The organism is Microbacterium phycohabitans, assembly GCF_032464935.1.
GTDB classification, from domain to species: domain Bacteria; phylum Actinomycetota; class Actinomycetes; order Actinomycetales; family Microbacteriaceae; genus Microbacterium; species Microbacterium phycohabitans.
On sequence record NZ_JAWDIT010000001.1, the window covers coordinates 889,776 to 907,847 of the forward strand.

The 18,072-nt window shown below is 71.3% G+C and carries 14 protein-coding genes; 8 read left to right on the forward strand and 6 right to left on the reverse strand.

Features of this window, described 5'->3' with window-relative positions; translation table 11 throughout:
- Positions 1-156: 156 nt before the first annotated feature.
- From RWH44_RS04205 to RWH44_RS04215, 3 genes are all read right to left on the reverse strand, one after another.
- Positions 157-1,740 carry an AMP-binding protein gene (locus tag RWH44_RS04205; RefSeq protein WP_316003565.1) on the reverse strand — a complete coding sequence of 528 codons (1,584 nt, stop codon included), beginning with the start codon at positions 1,738-1,740 and terminating at the stop codon, positions 157-159.
- 254 nt (positions 1,741-1,994) lie between these two features.
- Positions 1,995-3,188 (reverse strand): chromate efflux transporter, encoded by a 1,194-nt coding sequence (gene chrA, locus RWH44_RS04210; RefSeq protein WP_316003566.1) that lies wholly within the window; start codon positions 3,186-3,188, stop codon positions 1,995-1,997.
- Positions 3,189-3,258: 70 nt separating this feature from the next.
- A complete protein-coding gene (locus RWH44_RS04215) occupies positions 3,259-4,215 on the reverse strand; it encodes a Gfo/Idh/MocA family protein (protein WP_316003567.1) in 957 nt (318 codons plus the stop codon).
- Between the two features lie 106 nt (positions 4,216-4,321).
- Between RWH44_RS04215 and RWH44_RS04220 the strand changes: the two genes are divergently transcribed.
- The 8 genes from RWH44_RS04220 to RWH44_RS04255 all read left to right on the forward strand — a co-directional run bounded on the left by RWH44_RS04220 (position 4,322) and on the right by RWH44_RS04255 (position 12,819).
- Entirely contained in the window at positions 4,322-5,482 is a 1,161-nt protein-coding gene (locus RWH44_RS04220; RefSeq protein ID WP_316003568.1) for a polysaccharide deacetylase family protein, read from the forward strand.
- 159 nt (positions 5,483-5,641) lie between these two features.
- Positions 5,642-6,769 carry a glycosyltransferase gene (locus tag RWH44_RS04225; RefSeq protein WP_298870727.1) on the forward strand — a complete coding sequence of 376 codons (1,128 nt, stop codon included), beginning with the start codon at positions 5,642-5,644 and terminating at the stop codon, positions 6,767-6,769.
- 69 nt (positions 6,770-6,838) lie between these two features.
- Positions 6,839-7,096: a glutaredoxin family protein gene (locus RWH44_RS04230; protein WP_298870725.1), complete on the forward strand. Its 258-nt coding sequence runs from the start codon at positions 6,839-6,841 to the stop codon at positions 7,094-7,096.
- Positions 7,097-7,143: 47 nt separating this feature from the next.
- The gene (locus RWH44_RS04235) at positions 7,144-8,025 is read left to right on the forward strand and encodes an amidohydrolase family protein (protein ID WP_316003569.1); all 882 of its coding nucleotides are present in this window, start codon (positions 7,144-7,146) and stop codon (positions 8,023-8,025) included.
- Positions 8,015-9,301, forward strand: a complete 1,287-nt coding sequence (locus tag RWH44_RS04240; protein ID WP_437127262.1) for a kynureninase — start codon at positions 8,015-8,017, stop codon at positions 9,299-9,301. The genes RWH44_RS04235 and RWH44_RS04240 overlap by 11 nt, the downstream gene beginning before the upstream one ends.
- 107 nt (positions 9,302-9,408) lie before the next feature.
- Positions 9,409-11,157 carry a cation:proton antiporter gene (locus RWH44_RS04245; RefSeq protein ID WP_316003570.1) on the forward strand — a complete coding sequence of 583 codons (1,749 nt, stop codon included), beginning with the start codon at positions 9,409-9,411 and terminating at the stop codon, positions 11,155-11,157.
- A 95-nt stretch (positions 11,158-11,252) separates the two neighbouring features.
- Positions 11,253-12,005 carry an SDR family NAD(P)-dependent oxidoreductase gene (locus tag RWH44_RS04250; protein WP_316003571.1) on the forward strand — a complete coding sequence of 251 codons (753 nt, stop codon included), beginning with the start codon at positions 11,253-11,255 and terminating at the stop codon, positions 12,003-12,005.
- A gap of 337 nt (positions 12,006-12,342) precedes the next feature.
- Positions 12,343-12,819, forward strand: a complete 477-nt coding sequence (locus RWH44_RS04255; protein ID WP_316003572.1) for a dehydrogenase — start codon at positions 12,343-12,345, stop codon at positions 12,817-12,819.
- Positions 12,820-13,090: 271 nt separating this feature from the next.
- On the opposite strand, the gene RWH44_RS04260 is transcribed toward RWH44_RS04255, so the two are convergent.
- The 3 genes from RWH44_RS04260 to RWH44_RS04270 all read right to left on the reverse strand — a co-directional run bounded on the left by RWH44_RS04260 (position 13,091) and on the right by RWH44_RS04270 (position 18,022).
- Positions 13,091-15,430: an ATP-binding cassette domain-containing protein gene (locus RWH44_RS04260; protein ID WP_316003573.1), complete on the reverse strand. Its 2,340-nt coding sequence runs from the start codon at positions 15,428-15,430 to the stop codon at positions 13,091-13,093.
- A gap of 271 nt (positions 15,431-15,701) precedes the next feature.
- Positions 15,702-17,255 (reverse strand): DEAD/DEAH box helicase, encoded by a 1,554-nt coding sequence (locus RWH44_RS04265; RefSeq protein ID WP_316003574.1) that lies wholly within the window; start codon positions 17,253-17,255, stop codon positions 15,702-15,704.
- A gap of 197 nt (positions 17,256-17,452) precedes the next feature.
- On the reverse strand, positions 17,453-18,022 hold the full coding sequence (locus tag RWH44_RS04270; protein WP_316003575.1) for a DNA-3-methyladenine glycosylase I: 570 nt from the start codon (positions 18,020-18,022) through the stop codon (positions 17,453-17,455).
- Between the last annotated feature and the right edge of the window lie 50 nt (positions 18,023-18,072).

Genomic DNA, 18,072 nt, shown 5'->3' on the forward strand with positions numbered 1-18,072 from the left:
GACCCGGCATCCATGTCCCACTTGTGGCGTGTGAGCGCGCTTCGCACCCACCACGAGCGGGACATGCACCGCCATAAGTGGGACGAGGGGGATGCAGGGATGCCGACCGAGGGCGGCAGTCCTGCGGCCTCGCCCCGCCGCGGGGACGGGCCGGGGTCACACGGCTTCGCGCGCGCGCAGATCCTTCCGCAGGATCTTGCCCGACGTCGATTTCGGCACCACGTCGATGAACTCCACGCGCCGCACCTTCTTGTGGGGAGCGACCTGGCCCGCGACGAACGCCATGACGTCCTCCGCCGTGAGGCCGGAATCAGGTGCCATCACGACGAACGCCTTGGGGATCTCCTCCCCGTCGTCGCCGCGCACGCCGATCACGGCGGCATCCTGGATCTTCGGATGCGACAGCAGCAGCGCCTCGAGCTCGGCCGGGGCGATCTGGTAGCCGTGGTACTTGATGAGCTCCTTCAACCGGTCGACGATCGTGAAGAAACCGTCGACGTGGTGCACGCCGATGTCGCCGGTGTGCAGGAAGCCGTCGGCGTCGAGGGTCTCGGCGGTGGCGTCGGGGCGGTTGAGGTAACCGAGCATCACGTTGGGGCCCCGCACCCAGATCTCCCCCGGCGCGGTCAGGCCGTCGTCGCCGTGCTCCTCGAGCTCGGCCCCGGTCTCGGGGTCGACCAGCTTGGCGTCGCAGCCCGGGATGAGCACGCCCACCGAACTGACCGGGAAATCGGAGTCGGCGGGGATGGCGTGCGACACCGGGCTCAGCTCGCTCATGCCGTAGCCCTGGAAGAAGCGGGCGCCGATGCGTCGGCCGGCGGTCTCCGCGGTCTCGCCGTCGAGCGGAGCGGCTCCGGAGAACACGCTGTGCACGCGGGAGAGGTCGAACTGATCGACGGCGGGGTGCTTGGCCAGGGCGACCGCGATGGGCGGCGCGATGAACAGGAAGGTGCAGCGGTGGTCCTGCACGACACGGAGGAACTCCATCAGGTCGAAGCGGGGCATCGTGACCAGCGTCGCCCGCTGGCGCAGCGCCAAGTTCAACAGCACCGTCATGCCGTAGATGTGGAAGAAGGGCAGCACCGCGAGAACTCGGTCGTCGGGCGAGATCTCGATGATCGGTCGGCACTGGTGCACGTTCGCCACGAGGTTGCGGTGCGACAGCATCACTCCCTTGGGCACACCGGTGGTCCCCGAGGAGTACGGGAGCACGGCGACGTGCGTGGCGGGATCGAACGACACCTCGGGCGGGGTCCTGCCCTCGCTCAGCAGCGACCGCAGGTCGGGGTGCCCCTCGGCGCCGTCGAGCACGATGATCCGCTCATCGGGGATGCCGACGGCCGCCGCGGCCTGCGCCGCCTGCGGCAGCAGCGGCGACACGGTCACGAGCCAGGTGGCCTCGGCATCGCGCAGCTGGTTCTCGATCTCGTGCGCGGTGTAGAGGGAGTTGATGGTGGTGATGGCCGCCCCGAGCCTCAGGATGCCGTGGAACACCGTCGCGAAGGCGGGGACGTTCGGGCACAGCATCGCCACCACGGTGTCGGTGCCGACGCCGCGCGCGGCGAGCGCTCCCGCGAAGGCGTCGACCTGTGCGCGCAGCGCGCGGTAGGTGGTCTCGGCGCCGCTGGCCGGGTCCACCAGCGCCACCCGATCGAGGTCGCCGTCGGCGAGTGAGCCGAACAGGTAGTCGTAGATGCTCTGGTCGGGGATCTCGACGGGCGGGTAGGGGCTCTGGAACACGGTTCTCTCCCTCGAAAACACCGGCGGCGTCGCCGTGCGCTCATCCTGGCACCGCCGACACCCGGTGTCACGCACCGTGGAGACGAGTCTCAGGATGCCGCGGGTGTCGAGGTCGCGGCGGAGCGGCGGTGCCTCACGCAGGACGAACGGCGGCGCCGCCTGACGCAATACCCGGAATCCCGCGGACGACGGCAGAGGCGGCGCCGGATCTCCTGCGCTGTGCACGCTGCGTCCCCTGCGCCGTGGGCGCCGGCTCACACCAGGCTCAGCACGATCCCACCCGCGGCTCCGACGAGCACGACCGCCCACGCGGGAGTCCGGAACGCCGTCAGAAGGACGAAGCCCACCGCGGCGAGCACGAGCGACCCGGGTCCCGTGATCGCGGTCGAGAACACGGGGGTGTACAGCGCCGCGCCCAGGATGCCGACCACGGCCGCGTTCGCCCCGCGCATGGCCGCACGCACGCGCGGCCGTGTGCGCACGGCATCCCAGAACGGAAGAGCACCGACGAGCACCAGGAAACCGGGGAGGAAGATCGCGCCGAGCGCGAGCGCGGCCCCGAGGATGCCACCGGGCCCGGCCTCCGAGACGGAGCCGAGGTACGCCGCGAAGGTGAAGAGCGGCCCCGGCACGGCTTGGGCGGCGGCGTACCCGGTGAGGAAGGACTCGGGTGAGACCCAGCCCGTCTGCACCACGCCCGCCTGGAGGAGGGGGAGTACGACGTGTCCGCCACCGAACACGAGCGCACCCGCACGGTAGAAGGCGTCGACGAGGGAGACGCTGCTCGATCCCGTGAGGGCGGCGAGCAGCGGCAGCGCCACCAGCCCGCCGACGAAGAGCGCGAGGCACGCGACCGCCACGCTCCTCCGTACGCCGAACGACGGTGACGGCACCGCGTCGGCCTCGTCGGTCCCGCGCAGCACGACGACACCGGCCACCGCCCCGATCACGAGGGCGGCGAGTTGACCCGGGGCGGCGGGCAGCAGCAGCGCCAGGGCGAGGGCGACCACCGCGATGCCCGCGCGCGGCGCGTCGGGGGTGAGGGAGCGCGCCATGCCCCACACGGCGTGCGCGACGATCGCCACGGCCACGATCTTCAATCCCGACAGGATGCCGTCGCCGACGACTCCGCCCAGCGCGGCCGCACCGCCGGCGAAGGCGACGAGAAGCACCGCCGAGGGCAGGGTGAAGGCCGCGAAGGCGGCGAGCGCCCCGAGCACGCCCGCGCGCTGCAGCCCCATCGCGAAACCGACCTGGCTGGAGGCCGGCCCGGGGAGGAACTGGCACAGGGCGACGAGGTCGGCATAGCCCCGGTCGTCCATCCACCGGCGGCGGACGACGAGGTCATCGCGGAAGTACCCCAGGTGGGCGACGGGGCCGCCGAAGGAGGTCAGCCCCAATCTCAGGAACGCGAGGAAGACCTCGGTCGCGGTCCCGGTCCTCTGCATCCGTCGACCCTCTCAAGACGGGGGAAACGACAGGTGAACTCCGTGCCGTCCCGGCTACGTGCCGTCCCGGCTACGCGAGGGGGACCGCGAGCACCTCGTCGACGAGGCGCAGCGTCATCGCGGTGAGGTCCTGGTCGCCGACGATGTCGGCCCCCTCGACCGCCTGTCGCAGACGCTCGACCTCTCCCACCATCGGATTGCCCGGGGCATCGACCTCGATCACGGAGGGCGCCTGACCGCGCGGCGTCAGGGTGAGCCGCCGCGGCGCGTCGATGGCGTCGATCGCGAGCGAGCCGTCCTCGCCCTGGATCTCGCTCGGCAGGGCCGTGTCGGTGATCTTCGACCAGGCGACGTCGGCTACGAATCCGTCGTAGACGGCGAGCGCGCTGCCGAGACCGTCGGTGCCGGAAGCGATGCCCACGCGCGCTCCCCGGATCGATCGCGGCTCGCCGAACAGCCGCACCAGGGCGTGCAGCGGGTAGACGCCCAGGTCGCGCAGCGCGCTGCCGCCGAGCGAGGGGTCGAAGATGTTCGTCTGCTCTCCTGCCAGGACGTGGTCGTACCGCGCCGACCTCTTCTCGTAGCGCAGCGAGACCCGCCGCACGGCGCCGAGGCGAGGCAGGAGATCGCGCACAGCCGCCAGCCCGGGGTCGTAGGCGGTGCGCATCGCCTCGAGCAGCACCACGCCCCGGGAGCGAGCGTGACCCAGCGCGGCGTCCCAGTCGGCAGCCGACAGCACCGCCGGTTTCTCGACGAGCGTCGGGATGCCGGCATCCACGGCCGCGGAGATCTGCTCCGCGTGCACCGAGTTGGGGCTGGCGAGGTAGACGGCATCCACGTCGGGCGCGGCGAGGAGGTCGTCGAGACCGACCGCGATGCCGGGGGCGCCGATGGCGTCGGCGAAGGCGCGCGCCCGGTCGGCGTCGCGGGAGGCCACGCGCGAGACGACCATGCCGTCGACCACGCCCACCGCCTCGGCGAAGCGTTCGGAGATGCTGCTGGTGCCGACGATGCCGATGCGGATCATTCCCCCATCCTCTCGCGCCGGTGCGTCGCGACGCGATGGGTCCCGGGCGCGCGCGAATCGTCCCGCTAGGATCGCGGCGAGCCGCCCCACCCGACCCCGAGGCACCATGACGACCACCCGAGCCGCCCGCCGCCGGCGCGCCAGTCGACGCGTCCGCGCGCGGCGCACCCTCGTCGCGACGGTCGCCGTCGCCCTGATCGCCGGGGCGGTCACCGCCTTCGCCCTCACCCGTGGTCCCGCTGCGGTGGACGAGACGACTGCTGCGAGCGGAACGCCGACGAGCTCGCCCACGCCCACCCCCACTCCGACTCCGACGCCTCTGACCGCCGCCGAGCGGCTGCTGGCGACGACGAGCGATCCGAACGCGTGCGCGGTGTCGTTCGCCGGCGACGGGATCGCCCTCGACCCCGAACTCCAGACGCGGGGGGTGCGATACGCGGCTCTGCCCCTCCCCCGGGCCGAGGGGCGCGTCTTCGCGGGGTGGTACCCCACCGTCGCCGACGCCCAGGCGCTCACCCTGTCCGCCCGCGTCAACGGCGCCGACCTCGTCAGCTGCACGGGTCGCGAGCAGGTGCTGCACGCCGGGTGGACGACCCCGGAGGCGAACGCCGCGGAGGATGCCGGCATCCCGATCCTCATGTACCACCAGTTCACCCAGAAGCCGGAGGGGGAGGACGGCTGGCTGCGCGGGAACTACGCCTACATCGGGGATTTCGATGCGCAGATGGCCCACATCCAGGAATCGGGCTTCTACCTGCCGACGTGGGACGAGCTGAGCGCGTTCATCGACGGGAGGCTCTTCCTGCCGAAGCATTCGGTCATCATCACCGACGACGACGCCGACTCGTCGTGGCTCGAGCTCGCCGCCCCGATCGTCGATGCCCGGCATCTGCTCACGACGTCGTTCGTCATCACGTCGTCGCGCACCGAGCCGACGCCCAACGGCTTCGTGCTGCAGCGATCGCACACGCACGACATGCACCGTGCGGGCGCCAACGGCAAGGGACGCATGGTCAACGACGACGCCGACACGATCGCCGCCGATCTCGAGCAGTCCGCGCAGATCCTCGGGGCGAAGGAGGTCGTCGCCTATCCGTTCGGCCACTACAACGACACGACCAAGGAGGGCGTACGCCGAGCCGGCTTCGAGCTGGGGCGCACCATCGAGCCCGGGTACGTCCGCATCGGCACCGATAAGCTGGCCCTCCCGGTCATCCGCGTCAACTACGGCATGACGGTCGACGACCTGAAAGCGGAGATCGGCTGAGCTCCGCCGCGTTATCACGCCGGTGACGGGCGGTTTCTGGACGGACACTGGGGTGAACACCCGCTAGCTCCCAGGTAACTCCTCCACAATCCCAATTTGGGCACGCGTCGGCCGGTCTACGCTGTGTACTTCTGACTTACCGAGAAAACGCGAGCACACATGGATATTTCCGTCATCGTTCCGACCTTCAACGAGGGTCCGAACGTCGCCGAGCTCGTTCGTCGCACGACGGACGCCCTGCTCGGTCGTGACGTGGAGATCATCTTCGTCGACGACTCCCGCGACGACACCCCCGACATCATCCGGGCCGTCGCGGCGACGTCCGACGTCCCCGTGCGCCTCATCCACCGCGACGAGCCCGTCGGTGGCCTCGGCGGTGCCGTGGTCGAGGGCATCAAGGCCGCGGTGTCCGACTTCTGCGTCGTCATGGACGGCGACCTGCAGCACCCGCCCGAGGTGATCGCCGAGCTGCTCGCGCGCGCCGAGATGGGCGACGCCGACGTGGTCGTGGCATCCCGGTACATCGCCGGCGGCACTTCGGACGGCCTCGCCAACGCCGTGCGCACCACGGTGTCGCGGGCGTCCACGCTGCTCACGAAGGCGATGTTCCCGAAGAAGCTGCACAACTGCTCCGACCCGATGACGGGCTTCTTCCTCGTCGACCGCCGCTCGCTCGAGGTCGAGACCCTCCAGCCGCGCGGCTTCAAGATCCTGCTCGAGATCCTCGCGCGCAAGCAGATGCGCGTCGCCGAGGTGCCCTTCTCCTTCGCTCCCCGCTTCGCCGGCGAGTCCAAGGCGTCGTTCAGCCAGGGCATGCGCTTCCTCACCCAGCTCACGATGCTGCGCTTCGGCCGCATGTCGGCCTTCGCACTCGTGGGCGGTCTCGGCGCCGTCGCCAACCTGCTGATCATGGGGGCGCTGCAGGCCGTCGGCGTGCAGTACATCATCGCCGCGGTGATCGCGAGCGTCGTGACCATCGTCGCGAACTTCCTCGCCCTCGAGTACCTCGTCTTCGCCGACATGCGCGCGGAGTCCGGGCTCATGCGACACCGGTTCATCAAGTCGTTCACGTTCAACGGCATCGAAGCCATCGTGCGCATCCCGGTCATCTGGGTCCTGGTCAGCCAGGCGCACATCCAGAGCGTCGTCGCCGCCGCGCTCACACTGATCGCCGCCTTCGTCGTGCGGTTCGTCTTCCACGCGCTCGTGGTCTACGCGCCCAAGAAGAGCCGTGTCGGCAAGGTCGTGCACGCCATCGAGCCCCTCGAAGACGAAGTCACGGCCTGACGCCGCTCCGCCCGCCCTCGGGCGCGGGTACTCAGCGCCCGCCGAGCGGGGGCGGCGTACGCTGGAAGCATGTCCTCCGACGCATCCATCCGTATGTTCGGCGCCGACTGGTGCCGTGATTGCATCCGCACCAAGAAGCAGCTCGACGAACTCGGCATCGACTACGAATACGTCGACCTCGTGGCCGACCCCGCCGCCGCCGACGTCGCCAAGGAGATCTCGGGTCGCACGAGCATCCCCGTGGTCGTCTACCCCGACGCCAGCCACCACGTCGAGCCGTCGAACGCCGACGTCGAGGCGAAGCTCCGCGAACTCGCGCTGATCTGACGACCGTGTGGCCGGTCCGGCGCGCGTTGACCGGCGAGAGCGGCACGATGCTGCCTGCCTTCGTCGACCATCACGTGCACCTGCACCTCGTCGACGCCGCCGGCCTGCCCCGCCGCGGGGTCGCCGCCGTCGTCGACCTCGGCGGTGACCCGGTCGCCCTCGCGCGTCGCGGGGCGGGACTCCCCCACGTCGCCTACGCGGGCGCGTTCGTCACCGTGCCGGGCGGGTATCCGACGGGGCGCTCCTGGGCGCCCGAGAGCATCGTTCGCGTCGTGACGGGGAGTTCACGGCATCCGGGGGTCGCGGGCGGCGCGCGCACGGCGGTCGACGCGCAGGCGGATGCCGGGGCCTCGGTCATCAAAGTCGCCCTCCACGCCGACGCGGGCCCCGTCCCCGACGACGACACCCTGGCCGCCATCGTGGGGTCCGCTCGCGAGCGCGGGCTCGTCGTCGTCGCGCACGCGCAGGGAGACGGCCAGGTGGAACGCGCGATCGAGGCCGGCGTCTCGGCCCTCGCACATGCCCCCTTCGACGCTCCGCTGTCGCGCCGGGTCATCGCCCGAGCGGTCGCGGCCGGACAGTCGTGGATCTCGACTCTCGACATCCACCGCGGCGAGGCCCGTCGCGTGGCGATCGCGAACGTCCGCGCCTTCGCGGCGCGCGGAGGGCGCGTGCTGTACGGCACCGACCTCGGCAACGGTCCCCTGCCGGTGGGCCTGAACCGCCGCGAGCTGCTCGCCCTGCACGAGGCGGGCGTCCGCGGCGACGCGCTCGTCGCCGCCCTCACCGATCCCTGGCCCGGCTCGGACGCGATCGGCGCCGTCTCGACCTTCATCGCCGGTCCCGCCCCCACCGACCCCGACGACGTGCCCACCTGGCTCAGCCGGGCGACGGTCGTCCCGACCGAGGAGCTCACGCGTGTCGACTGACCCCTCACCCGCCTTCGGATCCGTCGACCGGTTGGAGGTGCCGCACCCCTCCCTCGAAGTCGAGGCGGCGGCCCTCGACGCCGACGACCCGCTCGCGTCGTACCGCGACGCCTTCGTCGGGGCGGACACCCCGCTGGTGTACTTCGACGGCAACTCGCTCGGGCGCCCTCCCCGCGCCTCCGCGGAGCGCCTCTCGCGCTTCGTCACCGACGAGTGGGGAGGACGCCTCATCCGCGGCTGGGACGAGGCGTGGATGGAGCTCCCCTTCGCGATCGGCGACCGCATCGGCGCGCTCGCGCTCGGCGCGGCATCCGGGCAGACGGTCATCGGCGATTCCACGACCGTGCTGCTGTACAAGCTGCTGCGCGCGGCGCTCGACGCCCAGAGCGCGGCCGACCCCGAGCGGGTCGAGATCGTGGTGGGACGCGACGACTTCCCCACCGACCGCTACCTCGTCGAGGGCATCGCCGCCGAGCGCGGCGCCCGCGTCGTCTGGATCGACGTCGACCCGACGCGCGGAGTGGATGCCGATCTGCTGCGCGACGCGGTCGGTCCGCGCACCGCGGTGGTGCTGCTCAGCCACGTCTCGTACCGCTCCGGGTACCTCGCCGACGCCCCCGCGCTCACCGCGATCGCGCACGAGGCGGGCGCGCTCGTGCTGTGGGACGTGTGCCATTCCGCCGGTTCGGTGCCGATGGAGCTCGACGCGTGGGGCGCCGATCTCGCCGTCGGGTGCACGTACAAGTACCTCAACGGCGGGCCGGGCTCCCCGGCCTTCGCCTACGTCGCCGCGCGCCACCAGCGTCGACTCACCCAGCCCGTGCAGGGGTGGATGGGCGCGGCCGACGTGTTCTCGATGGGGCCGCGGTACGAGCCCGCCGACGGCATGCGTCGGTTCCTGTCGGGCACGCCGCCGGTGCTCGCGATGATCGCGATGCAGGACACGCTCGATCTGCTCGAGGAGGCCGGTATCGCGGACGTGCGACGCAAGTCGATCGCGCTGACCGAGTTCGCCCTACGGGTGGCCGACGGCATCCTGGTTCCTCTCGGGGTGCGGCTCGCGTCGCCGCGGGATCCGGGCGAGCGTGGAGGGCACGTGACGCTGTCGCACCCCGCGATGCGCGCGGTGACCGCGCGACTGTGGGACGACGACGTGATCCCCGACTACCGCGACCCGCACGGTCTGCGCATCGGGCTGTCGCCGCTGTCGACGAGCTTCACCGAGACGCTCGCGGGCATGCGCGCCGTCGCCGCCGCGGTGCGCGCCGAGATCTGATACGCGGGTTCCCGCGCGCGAGGATCCGCCCGGGCCGCCTCCCGGCCCGCCCACCGGATGGTCGGGCGCGGTCGAGGCACCGCGGGGCGGAGGGCTAGCCTCGGAGGGTGATCGATCCGCTCATCATCGTCGTCGCCGGCGTGGTGGTCGTCGCCCTCGCCACGGTCATCGGGCCGCGTTTCAACGTCGCCGGGCCCCTGGTGCTCCTCGCCATCGGTGCGGGGGTGAGCCTGCTCCCCTTCGTCCCCGCGTTCGCGGTGAACCCCGAGGTCATCCTCATCGGAGTGCTCCCGCCGCTGCTGTACTCGGCGGCGGTGCAGCTGCCCGCCATCGAGTTCCGCCGCGACTTCGCTCCGATCGCGGGCCTCTCGGTGCTGCTCGTGGTGTTCAGCTCGCTCGTCCTGGGGCTGTTCTTCTGGGCGGTGATCCCCGGTCTGGGGCTCGCGCTCGCGATCGCGTTGGGCGCCATCCTCAGCCCCACGGATGCCGTGGCCACCTCCATCGCGAAGCGTCTGGGCATCTCGCCCCGCGTGGTGACGATGCTCGAGGGTGAGAGCCTGCTCAACGACGCCACCGCGCTCGTGCTGCTGCGCACCGCGGTGGCGGCCGTGGCATCCGGGTTCGCGTTCGGTGATGCGCTGGCCGCGTTCGCCTGGGCCGTCGTGATCGCCATCGCCCTGGGCGCGGTCGTCGGATGGGGGAACCTGCGGGTGCGCGAGCGCGTGACCAACTCGGCGGCGAACACCGCGCTGAGCTTCACCGTTCCCTTCATCGCCTACCTGCCGACCGAACACCTGGGGGGATCGGGTCTGGTCGCCGCGGTGGTGGCGGGAATCGTCACCGGCCAGGGAGCGGCACGCCGGTTCACGCCCGAGCAGCGCATCAGCGACCGCCTCAACTGGCGCACGATCGAGCTCATCCTGGAGGGCGGCGTCTTCCTCGTGTTCGGCCTCGAGCTGAAAGACATCGTCACCGCCAACCTGCGGGAGCACGAGGGCCTGTGGCACGGCACGTGGCTCGCACTGTCGGCGCTGGGGATCACTCTCGCAGTGCGCGCTCTGTACGTGTCGTGGCTGATCTGGGTGCAGGGGCGCCGCAGCCGTCGCGTCGTGCACCACCAGGAGCGCGTCGACGACGCCCAGCGCCGTCTGGACCGGTTCGAAGAGGCCTATCGCACCTCGCCCGCGCAGTTCGGCGTGCGCGCCGACGATCCGGCGCGCACCGCCCGGCGCGTCGGGTGGATGCGCGCGCGCATCTCGCGCACCATGGCCGACCTCGACTACTACCGCGACACCCCGCTCGGCGCGCGTCACGGGAGCGTCATCGTGTGGGCCGGGATGCGCGGCGTCGTCACGCTCGCCGCCGCCCAGACCCTCCCCGAGAACACCTCGCAGCGTCCCCTGCTGATCTTCGTCGCGTTCCTGGTCGCCCTGTTCAGCCTCGTGCTGCAGGGACTCACGCTCCCGGCCGTGGTGCGCACGGTCGGATTGGCGGGCGACGGGGGCGAAGGTCCCTCGCGCGACGAGCAGCGCGCGCTCGACGCGGAGCTCCGGGATGCCGCGATCGCGGCCGTGCAGTCGGGATCGCTGACGCGGCGCGACGGCGAAGCCTTCCCCGACGAGATGATCGAGCGCGCGGGCGCCCGCTTGGTGCAGCCGCCCGACGAAGAGGCCTCGACGCGCGTCCGCGATCTGCTCGAACTCCGGCTCGCCTCGATCGAGGCGATGCGGCGGCGCCTGCACGACGTCGGCCGCGACGGTCGGTACAGCACCGCGGCCCTGCGCCACGCCCTCGCCGAACTCGACGCCGACCAGCTGAGCCTGGAGCTGCGCATCGACGACGGCGAGGACGACTGACCCGGAATATCGCGACCCGGGAACCGGTTTTCATTCACGCGCATGCGGTCACCTCGAGATCCGTGGTGACTCGACGGCGGGAGAGAAGTGCATCCATGAGCAGGTTCGCCCAGAAGGTCGCCCTCGTCACCGGCGGTGGGAGCGGTATCGGATCCGCGATCGCGCGAGAGTTGGCCGCCGAAGGCGCGTCGGTCGTCGTGACCGACATCAACAAGGATGCCGCCGAGAGCGTCGTGCAGCAGATCACCGACGCGGGCGGGACCGCCGCCGCTTTCGCCCAGAACACCGCGAAGTGGCAGGACTCCGAGGCGGCCGTCGAATTCGCCCGCACCACCTTCGGCGGACTCCACCTCGCCGTCAACAACGCCGGAATCGGCGCCCCGCCGCAGAACATCGGCGACTACGACATCGAGGCCTGGGACCGCGTGCGCGCGGTCGACCTCGACGGGGTCTTCTACGGCCTGAAGTTCCAGCTGCCGGCGATCGTCGCCTCCGGTGGCGGTGCGGTGGTGAACATGGCATCCGTCCTGGGGTCGGTCGGCATCGCGCAGAACGCCGCCTACGTCGCGAGCAAGCACGCCCTGGTCGGCCTGACGAAGGTCGCTGCCCTCGAGTACACGAAGCAGGGGGTGCGGACCAACGCCGTGGGTCCCGGATTCATCGACACCCCGCTCGTGCGCTCGAGCCTGACCCCCGAAGCGCTGACGCACCTCGAGAACGAGCACGCCACCGGCCGGCTCGGCACCGATTCCGAGGTCGCCGCGCTCACGCTGTTCCTGCTGAGCGACGCCGCGTCGTTCATCTCGGGCAGCTACCACCTCGTCGACGGCGGGTATTCGGCTCACTGAGCCATCGCCGTCCGGGCCCGTCGCACGGGGTGCGGCGGGCCTTTGCGCGCGTGGGGCTCGGGCTTGCGGCTTGGGCTGGGGACGCGGTTGCGGGCTTGGGCAGGGGCTTGGGCAGGGGCTTGGGCAGGGGCTTGGGCAGGGGCTTGGGCAGGGGCTTGGGCTTGGGCTTGGGCTTGGGCTTGGGGGGGGTATGTCCCACTTATGGTCGGTGCGGGAGCTCCGGAGTGACACTTTTCGGGACATGCACCGCCATAAGTGGGACGAGGGGGGGAAGGACTGGCGGGACCTCGACGGCGGTTTCGCAGGGGCGTGAGGCACAATGGTCGCGGAGGTTTCCATGAGCGATCCGATCCCGACGATGCCGTCATCCACGGATGCCGCCGGGACCGCCGCGGTGCCGATCACGCACGCCGCGGCCGAGTGCCCGAAGTGCTTCACCGAGCTGCAGAGCGACCGGGACTGGTGGCGTGCCCGCCCGGCGGGGTCCCGCCTCGTCGGGCTCGTCGTGTCGCGTCCCGACATGCCCAGCGTCGTGCAGCAGCGCGACGACCTGACACGGTTCGGGGTCCCCATCGAGGGCTTCCGGCATCCGGCCCCCGAGACGCTCGAGGGCTGGGCGAACCGCCTCGATCGATTCTTCGGCACGCTGACGCGCGGAGACGTGCTCGTGGTGGCCAGTGTTCACGCCCTCGGCCTGACGCGCGAGGACGAGTCGCGCGCGGTCGCCGATCTGCGTCGCCGCGGAGTCATGGTGAAAGTGCTCCCGCACGGCGACCGTCACCTGCACGACGCGTCGCTTCCCGCGCGCGGCTGACCGCCGACCGGAGGGAACGCGCCGCGTGAGGCGCTCGAACGCCGGAGCGCGCGAGAAGCGTCGACGTCGGGCGTTCTGGTACCGGCGAGGCGAGTGCGTTGCCGGAGGTTGTGCGCCGACGGAGCGCGAGGCTCCGGGGGGCGCGGTCGAACGTCCGAAGAGCCCGACGTGCGTTCGCTCCTCGGGGGTCGTGCGCCGACGTAGCGCGCGGGGCTGAGGGCTCGCGCGATCGCACGTCCGAAGAGCCCGACGTGCGTTCGCCCCTCGGGGATCAGGCGCCGACGTAGCGCGCGAGGTGCTCCCCCGTCAGGGTCGAGCGCTCGGCGACGAGCTGGGCGGGTGTCCCCTCGAACACGACCGTGCCGCCGTCGCGACCGGCTCCCGGCCCGAGGTCGATGAGCCAGTCGGCGTGCGCCATCACGGCTTGATGGTGTTCGATCACGACGACGGTGTTGCCGGCATCCACGAGGTGATCGAGCAGCCGGAGGAGCCTGTCGACGTCGGCGAGGTGCAGACCCGTCGTGGGCTCGTCGAGGACGTACACGGCTCCCGCCTTGGCCATCGAGATCGCGAGCTTGAGGCGTTGGCGTTCTCCGCCCGACAGCGTGCTCAGCGACTGCCCCAGCGTGAGGTAGCCGAGCCCCACGTCGCGCAGGCGGCCGAGGACGGCGACGGCCGGACCGGTGACGAGGAACTCCCCCGCCTCGGCGACCGACATCGCGAGCACCTCGGCGATGTTCTTGCCGTCGAGCGTGTACTCCAGCACGTCGTCGGAGAACCCGGTGCCCTCGCACAGCTCGCAGACGGTCTCGACCGTGGACTGGAACCCCAGCTGCGTCACGATCACGCCGAGTCCCTTGCACGCCGCGCAGGCGCCCTGACTGTTGGCGCTGAAGAGCGCCGGCTTGACGCCGTTCGCCTTCGCGAAGGCCGCACGTACCGCGTCGAGGATGCCGGTGTAGGTCGCGGGACTGCTGCGGCGTGACCCCTTGATGGCGGTCTGATCGACCACGACGACGTCGTCGAACGCGGGGAGGTTGCCGTGGATGAGCGACGACTTGCCGGACCCGGCGACTCCGGTCACCACCGTCAGCACGCCGAGCGGGATGTCGACGTCGACGCCGCGGAGATTGTGCTGGGTCGCGCCGCGGATCGAGAGCGCGCCGGTGCCCGTGCGCACGATGTCTTTGAGCTGCGCGCGGTGATCGAGGAAGCGGCCCGTCAAGGTGTCGGACGCACGCAGCCCTGCGACGTCGCCCTGGAACTGGATGGCGCCGCCCTCGCGGCCCGCGCGCGGACCGAGATCGACCACATGGTCGGCGATGTCGATGACCTCGGGCTTGTGCTCGACGACGAGCACCGTGTTGCCCTTGTCGCGCAGCTGCAGAAGCGTCTCGTTCATGCGCTGGATGTCGTGCGGGTGCAGGCCCGCGGTGGGTTCGTCGAAGACGTAGGTGATGTCGCTGAGACTCGAGCCCAGGTGGCGGATCATCTTGGTGCGCTGCGCCTCTCCCCCGGACAGCGTGCCGCTGGAACGGTCGAGCGAGAGGTAGCCGAGCCCGATGTGGACGAACGCGTCGAGCGTGTCGCGCAGACCCTGCACGAGGGGCGCCACCGAAGGGTCGTCGATGGTGCCGACCCAGACCGCGAGATCGGTGATCTGCATGGCCGCGGCATCCGCGATGTTGACGTCCCCGATGCGCGATGACCGCGCGCCCTCGTTGAGGCGAGTGCCCTCGCACGCCGGGCACGCGACGACCGTGGCCGCACGGTCGACGAAGGCGCGGACGTGCGGCTGCAACGCGTCGCGGTCTTTCTGCAGCATGCTCTTGGTGATCTTGGGGACGAGCCCCTCGTACGTCATGTTGGTGTTCGCGATGCGGACCTTCGTCTGCTCCTTGTAGAAGAAGTCGGCGTGCTCCTGGGGGGTGAAGTCGCGCACGGGCTTGTCGGGGTCGACGAAGCCCGACTCGCTGAAGACGCGCACCATCCAGCCGTCGGCCGTGTAGCCGGGCACGAGGATGGCTCCGGCGTTGAGCGAGAGCGAGGCGTCGACGAGTTGATCGAGGTCGAGGTCGCCGACCTGACCGAGGCCCTCGCACTCGGGGCACATGCCACCGGTGATCTCGAACGAGCGACGCTGCTTCTGCCCCTTTTTCGCGCCCGTGGCGATCGTGACCGCACCCGCCCCCGAGATCGAGGGCACGTTGAACGAGAACGCCTGAGAAGACCCGACGTGCGGCTGACCGAGGCGGCTGAACAGGACCCGCAGCATGGCGTGCACGTCGGTCGCGGTGCCGACGGTGGAGCGGGCGTTCGCAGCCATGCGCTCCTGATCGACGCGGATGGTGGCGCTGAGGTTCTCGAGGGCGTCGACGTCGGGTCGCGACAGCTCGCCCATGAATTGCTGCACGAAGGTGGGGTAGGTCTCGTTGATCAGCCGCTGCGACTCGGCGGCGATCGTGCCGAAGACCAGCGACGACTTGCCCGATCCGCTGACCCCGGTGAACACCGTGAGGCGCCGCTTGGGCACGTCGAGGTCGACGTTCTTCAAATTGTTCTCGCGGGCGCCGCGCACGCGGATGACGTCGTGGGCGTCGGGATCGGTCATGGGCGCCTCCTCGGGATCGTCCCCAGTGTGGCGCAGATCACCGACATCGACGATGTGCCGATTCGGCGGTGCGTCCCGGTCGGCCGTGGGGTCGCCCGTCGGCGCCCGCGTGCACAACGGCAGGCCGACCCCGCGACACACCGCAGCACAGGCCCCCAGGCTCGGCGGGTCGCCCACGGCATCCGCCGTTGTGCACAGGGGCGCGGGCGAGCGACCGCACAGACGACGGCGCCCCCGCAGACGGATCTGCGGGGGCGCCAGGAGGAAGGCGTCAGCCCTGAGCGCGACGGTTCGTGCGCGGGCTGCGGGCGCCGACGACCATGCCGGTCGTGGGCGTTCCGGATGCCGAGCGACCCGCGCCCTGCGGACGACCCGCGCCGGCGCCGGCGCGCTGCGCACCCGCTCCGGCCTGGCCGCGACCGGCGCCCGAGCGCTGGCCCTGGCCACGGCCACCCTGGGGAGCGTGGCCGGACGCTGCGGGGGCCTCGCCACCCTGACCGCTGCCGCCGCGTCCGCGACGACGGCGACCGCCGCCGGCGGCCGGGGCCGCGGCATCCTGACCCGGGGTGCGGGCGGCGCGCTTGCGCTGGGCGTTGGCGCCCTGCGAGCGTCCACCGCCCTGCGGCTGCACGACGACGGGCTCGGGCTTGACGTACGGGGCGACCTCGCCGACCAGCGCCACGACCTCGGGCGAGGTCGGGGTGACGGGCTGCGGGGTGGCCGAGATCTTGGCCTTGCGCAGGATGTCGAGCGTGTCGCGTCGCTGCTCGGGGAGCATGATCGTCACGACGTCGCCGGCCGTGCCCGCGCGGGCCGTGCGGCCGGAGCGGTGCAGGTACGCCTTGTGCTCGACGGGCGGGTCGACGTGCACGACCAGCTCGACGCCGTCGACGTGGACGCCGCGGGCGGCCACGTCGGTGGCGACGAGCACCTTGGCGCGTCCGTCGCCGAAGGCGGCGAGGTTGCGGTCGCGCTGCGGCTGCGACAGGTTGCCGTGCAGGTCGACCGAGGGGATGCCGGCGGCGGTGAGCGCCTTCGCCAGCTTCTTGGCCTGGTGCTTGGTGCGCATGAAGAGGATGCGACGGGCCGTGCCCGAGGCGAGCGTCTGCACGAGCTCCTTCTTCGCGTCGGCGTCGGCGGGGGCGAAGACGTGGTGCGTCATCGCGGCGACGTGCGAGTGCGCCTCGTCGACCGAGTGCAGGACTTCGTTGCGGAGGAACCGCTTGACGAGCTTGTCGACGCCGTTGTCGAGCGTCGCCGAGAACAGCAGACGCTGACCGTCGGCGGGCGTGCGCGACAGCAGACGGGTGACACCGGGGAGGAAGCCGAGGTCGGCCATGTGATCGGCCTCGTCGAGGACGGTGATCTCGACGTCGCCGAGGTTGGCGAAGCCCTGACCGATCAGGTCTTCGAGGCGGCCCGGGCAGGCGACGAGGATGTCGACACCCGCGGCGAGCGCGTCGACCTGGCGCTTCTGGTTGACCCCGCCGTACACGGTGGTGGTGACCAGCCCGAAGGCGGCGGCGAGGGGCTTGATGACCTCGTCGATCTGGTTCGCGAGCTCGCGCGTGGGTGCCAGCACGAGGGCGCGGGGCTTGCGACCGCGGCGGCGGTCGGTCTTCGCGGCGAGGCGTGCCACGAGCGGCAGCGAGAAGGCCAGGGTCTTGCCGGAGCCGGTCTTGCCGCGGCCGAGCACGTCACGGCCGGCGAGGGTGTCGGGCAGGGTGTCGGCCTGGATGGGGAAGGGCTCGTTCTTGCCCTGAGCGGCGAGAACGTCGACCAGCGGCGCGGGCACGCCGAGGTCGGTGAAAGTCTGAGACGTCATGAATACTCCTGCCGCGGCGCGGGAGCACGCGGCGGTTCGGGATGCCGCGATGCTGCGGCAGAAATGGGCGAAGGCGCCGGGTGGCGCATCCGTTCGCCGTGAAGGTCAAAGGCCCGAGAAGAAGGGGCCGGTGCGTTCGACGACGCGTGGAGCGAGAGCTCCTGCACCTAGTCTACCGGTTCCGAGCAGCCCGCCCGTCAGGCCGCTCGCCAGCACCCCGCCACGTGGTCGTCGACCATGCCCGACGACTGCATGAGGGCGTACATCGTGGTGGGCCCGACGAACCGGAACCCTCGGCGGCGGAGCTCGGTGCTCATCGCGGTCGATTCGGGCGTCACCGCGGGAACGTCGGCGAAGGTCGCCGGCGGCGTGTGCGACGCCGGTGCGAACGACCACATCAGTGCATCGAGCTCGCCCGGGGCCATCCCCGCGACGATCGTGGCGTTGCCGATCACGGCCTCGATCTTGCCGCGGTGGCGGATGATTCCGGCATCCTGGAGCAGGCGCTCGACGTCGTCGGGACCGAATCGCGCCACGGCCGAGGGCTCGAAATCGTGGAACACCTCACGGAAGCGCGGACGCTTGCGCAGGATGGTGATCCAGGCGAGGCCCGCCTGGAATCCCTCGAGGCTCATCTTCTCGAACAGCGGGCGGTCGCCGTGCAACGCAGTACCCCACTCCTCGTCGTGGTAACGCTGATACTCGGCGTCGGCGCCCGCCCACGCGCAGCGGGTGACGCCGTCGCCTGCGGTCACGAGGTCGCTCATGCCCCCAGGCTATGCCGGACCCCCGACACCCACCGCGCGGCGATCGGGCC

What these genes read in the sequence shown, in the direction of transcription:
- RWH44_RS04270 (WP_316003575.1), bottom strand. Translation starts at nt 18,022, where the DNA reads ATGAGCGACCTCGTGACCGCAGGCGACGGCGTCACCCGCTGCGCGTGG.
- RWH44_RS04235 (WP_316003569.1), top strand. Translation starts at nt 7,144, where the DNA reads ATGCTGCCTGCCTTCGTCGACCATCACGTGCACCTGCACCTCGTCGAC.
- RWH44_RS04220 (WP_316003568.1), top strand. Translation starts at nt 4,322, where the DNA reads ATGACGACCACCCGAGCCGCCCGCCGCCGGCGCGCCAGTCGACGCGTC.
- RWH44_RS04225 (WP_298870727.1), top strand. Translation starts at nt 5,642, where the DNA reads ATGGATATTTCCGTCATCGTTCCGACCTTCAACGAGGGTCCGAACGTC.
- RWH44_RS04215 (WP_316003567.1), bottom strand. Translation starts at nt 4,215, where the DNA reads ATGATCCGCATCGGCATCGTCGGCACCAGCAGCATCTCCGAACGCTTC.
- RWH44_RS04265 (WP_316003574.1), bottom strand. Translation starts at nt 17,255, where the DNA reads ATGACGTCTCAGACTTTCACCGACCTCGGCGTGCCCGCGCCGCTGGTC.
- RWH44_RS04230 (WP_298870725.1), top strand. Translation starts at nt 6,839, where the DNA reads ATGTCCTCCGACGCATCCATCCGTATGTTCGGCGCCGACTGGTGCCGT.
- RWH44_RS04255 (WP_316003572.1), top strand. Translation starts at nt 12,343, where the DNA reads ATGAGCGATCCGATCCCGACGATGCCGTCATCCACGGATGCCGCCGGG.
- RWH44_RS04250 (WP_316003571.1), top strand. Translation starts at nt 11,253, where the DNA reads ATGAGCAGGTTCGCCCAGAAGGTCGCCCTCGTCACCGGCGGTGGGAGC.
- RWH44_RS04260 (WP_316003573.1), bottom strand. Translation starts at nt 15,430, where the DNA reads ATGACCGATCCCGACGCCCACGACGTCATCCGCGTGCGCGGCGCCCGC.
- chrA (WP_316003566.1), bottom strand. Translation starts at nt 3,188, where the DNA reads ATGCAGAGGACCGGGACCGCGACCGAGGTCTTCCTCGCGTTCCTGAGA.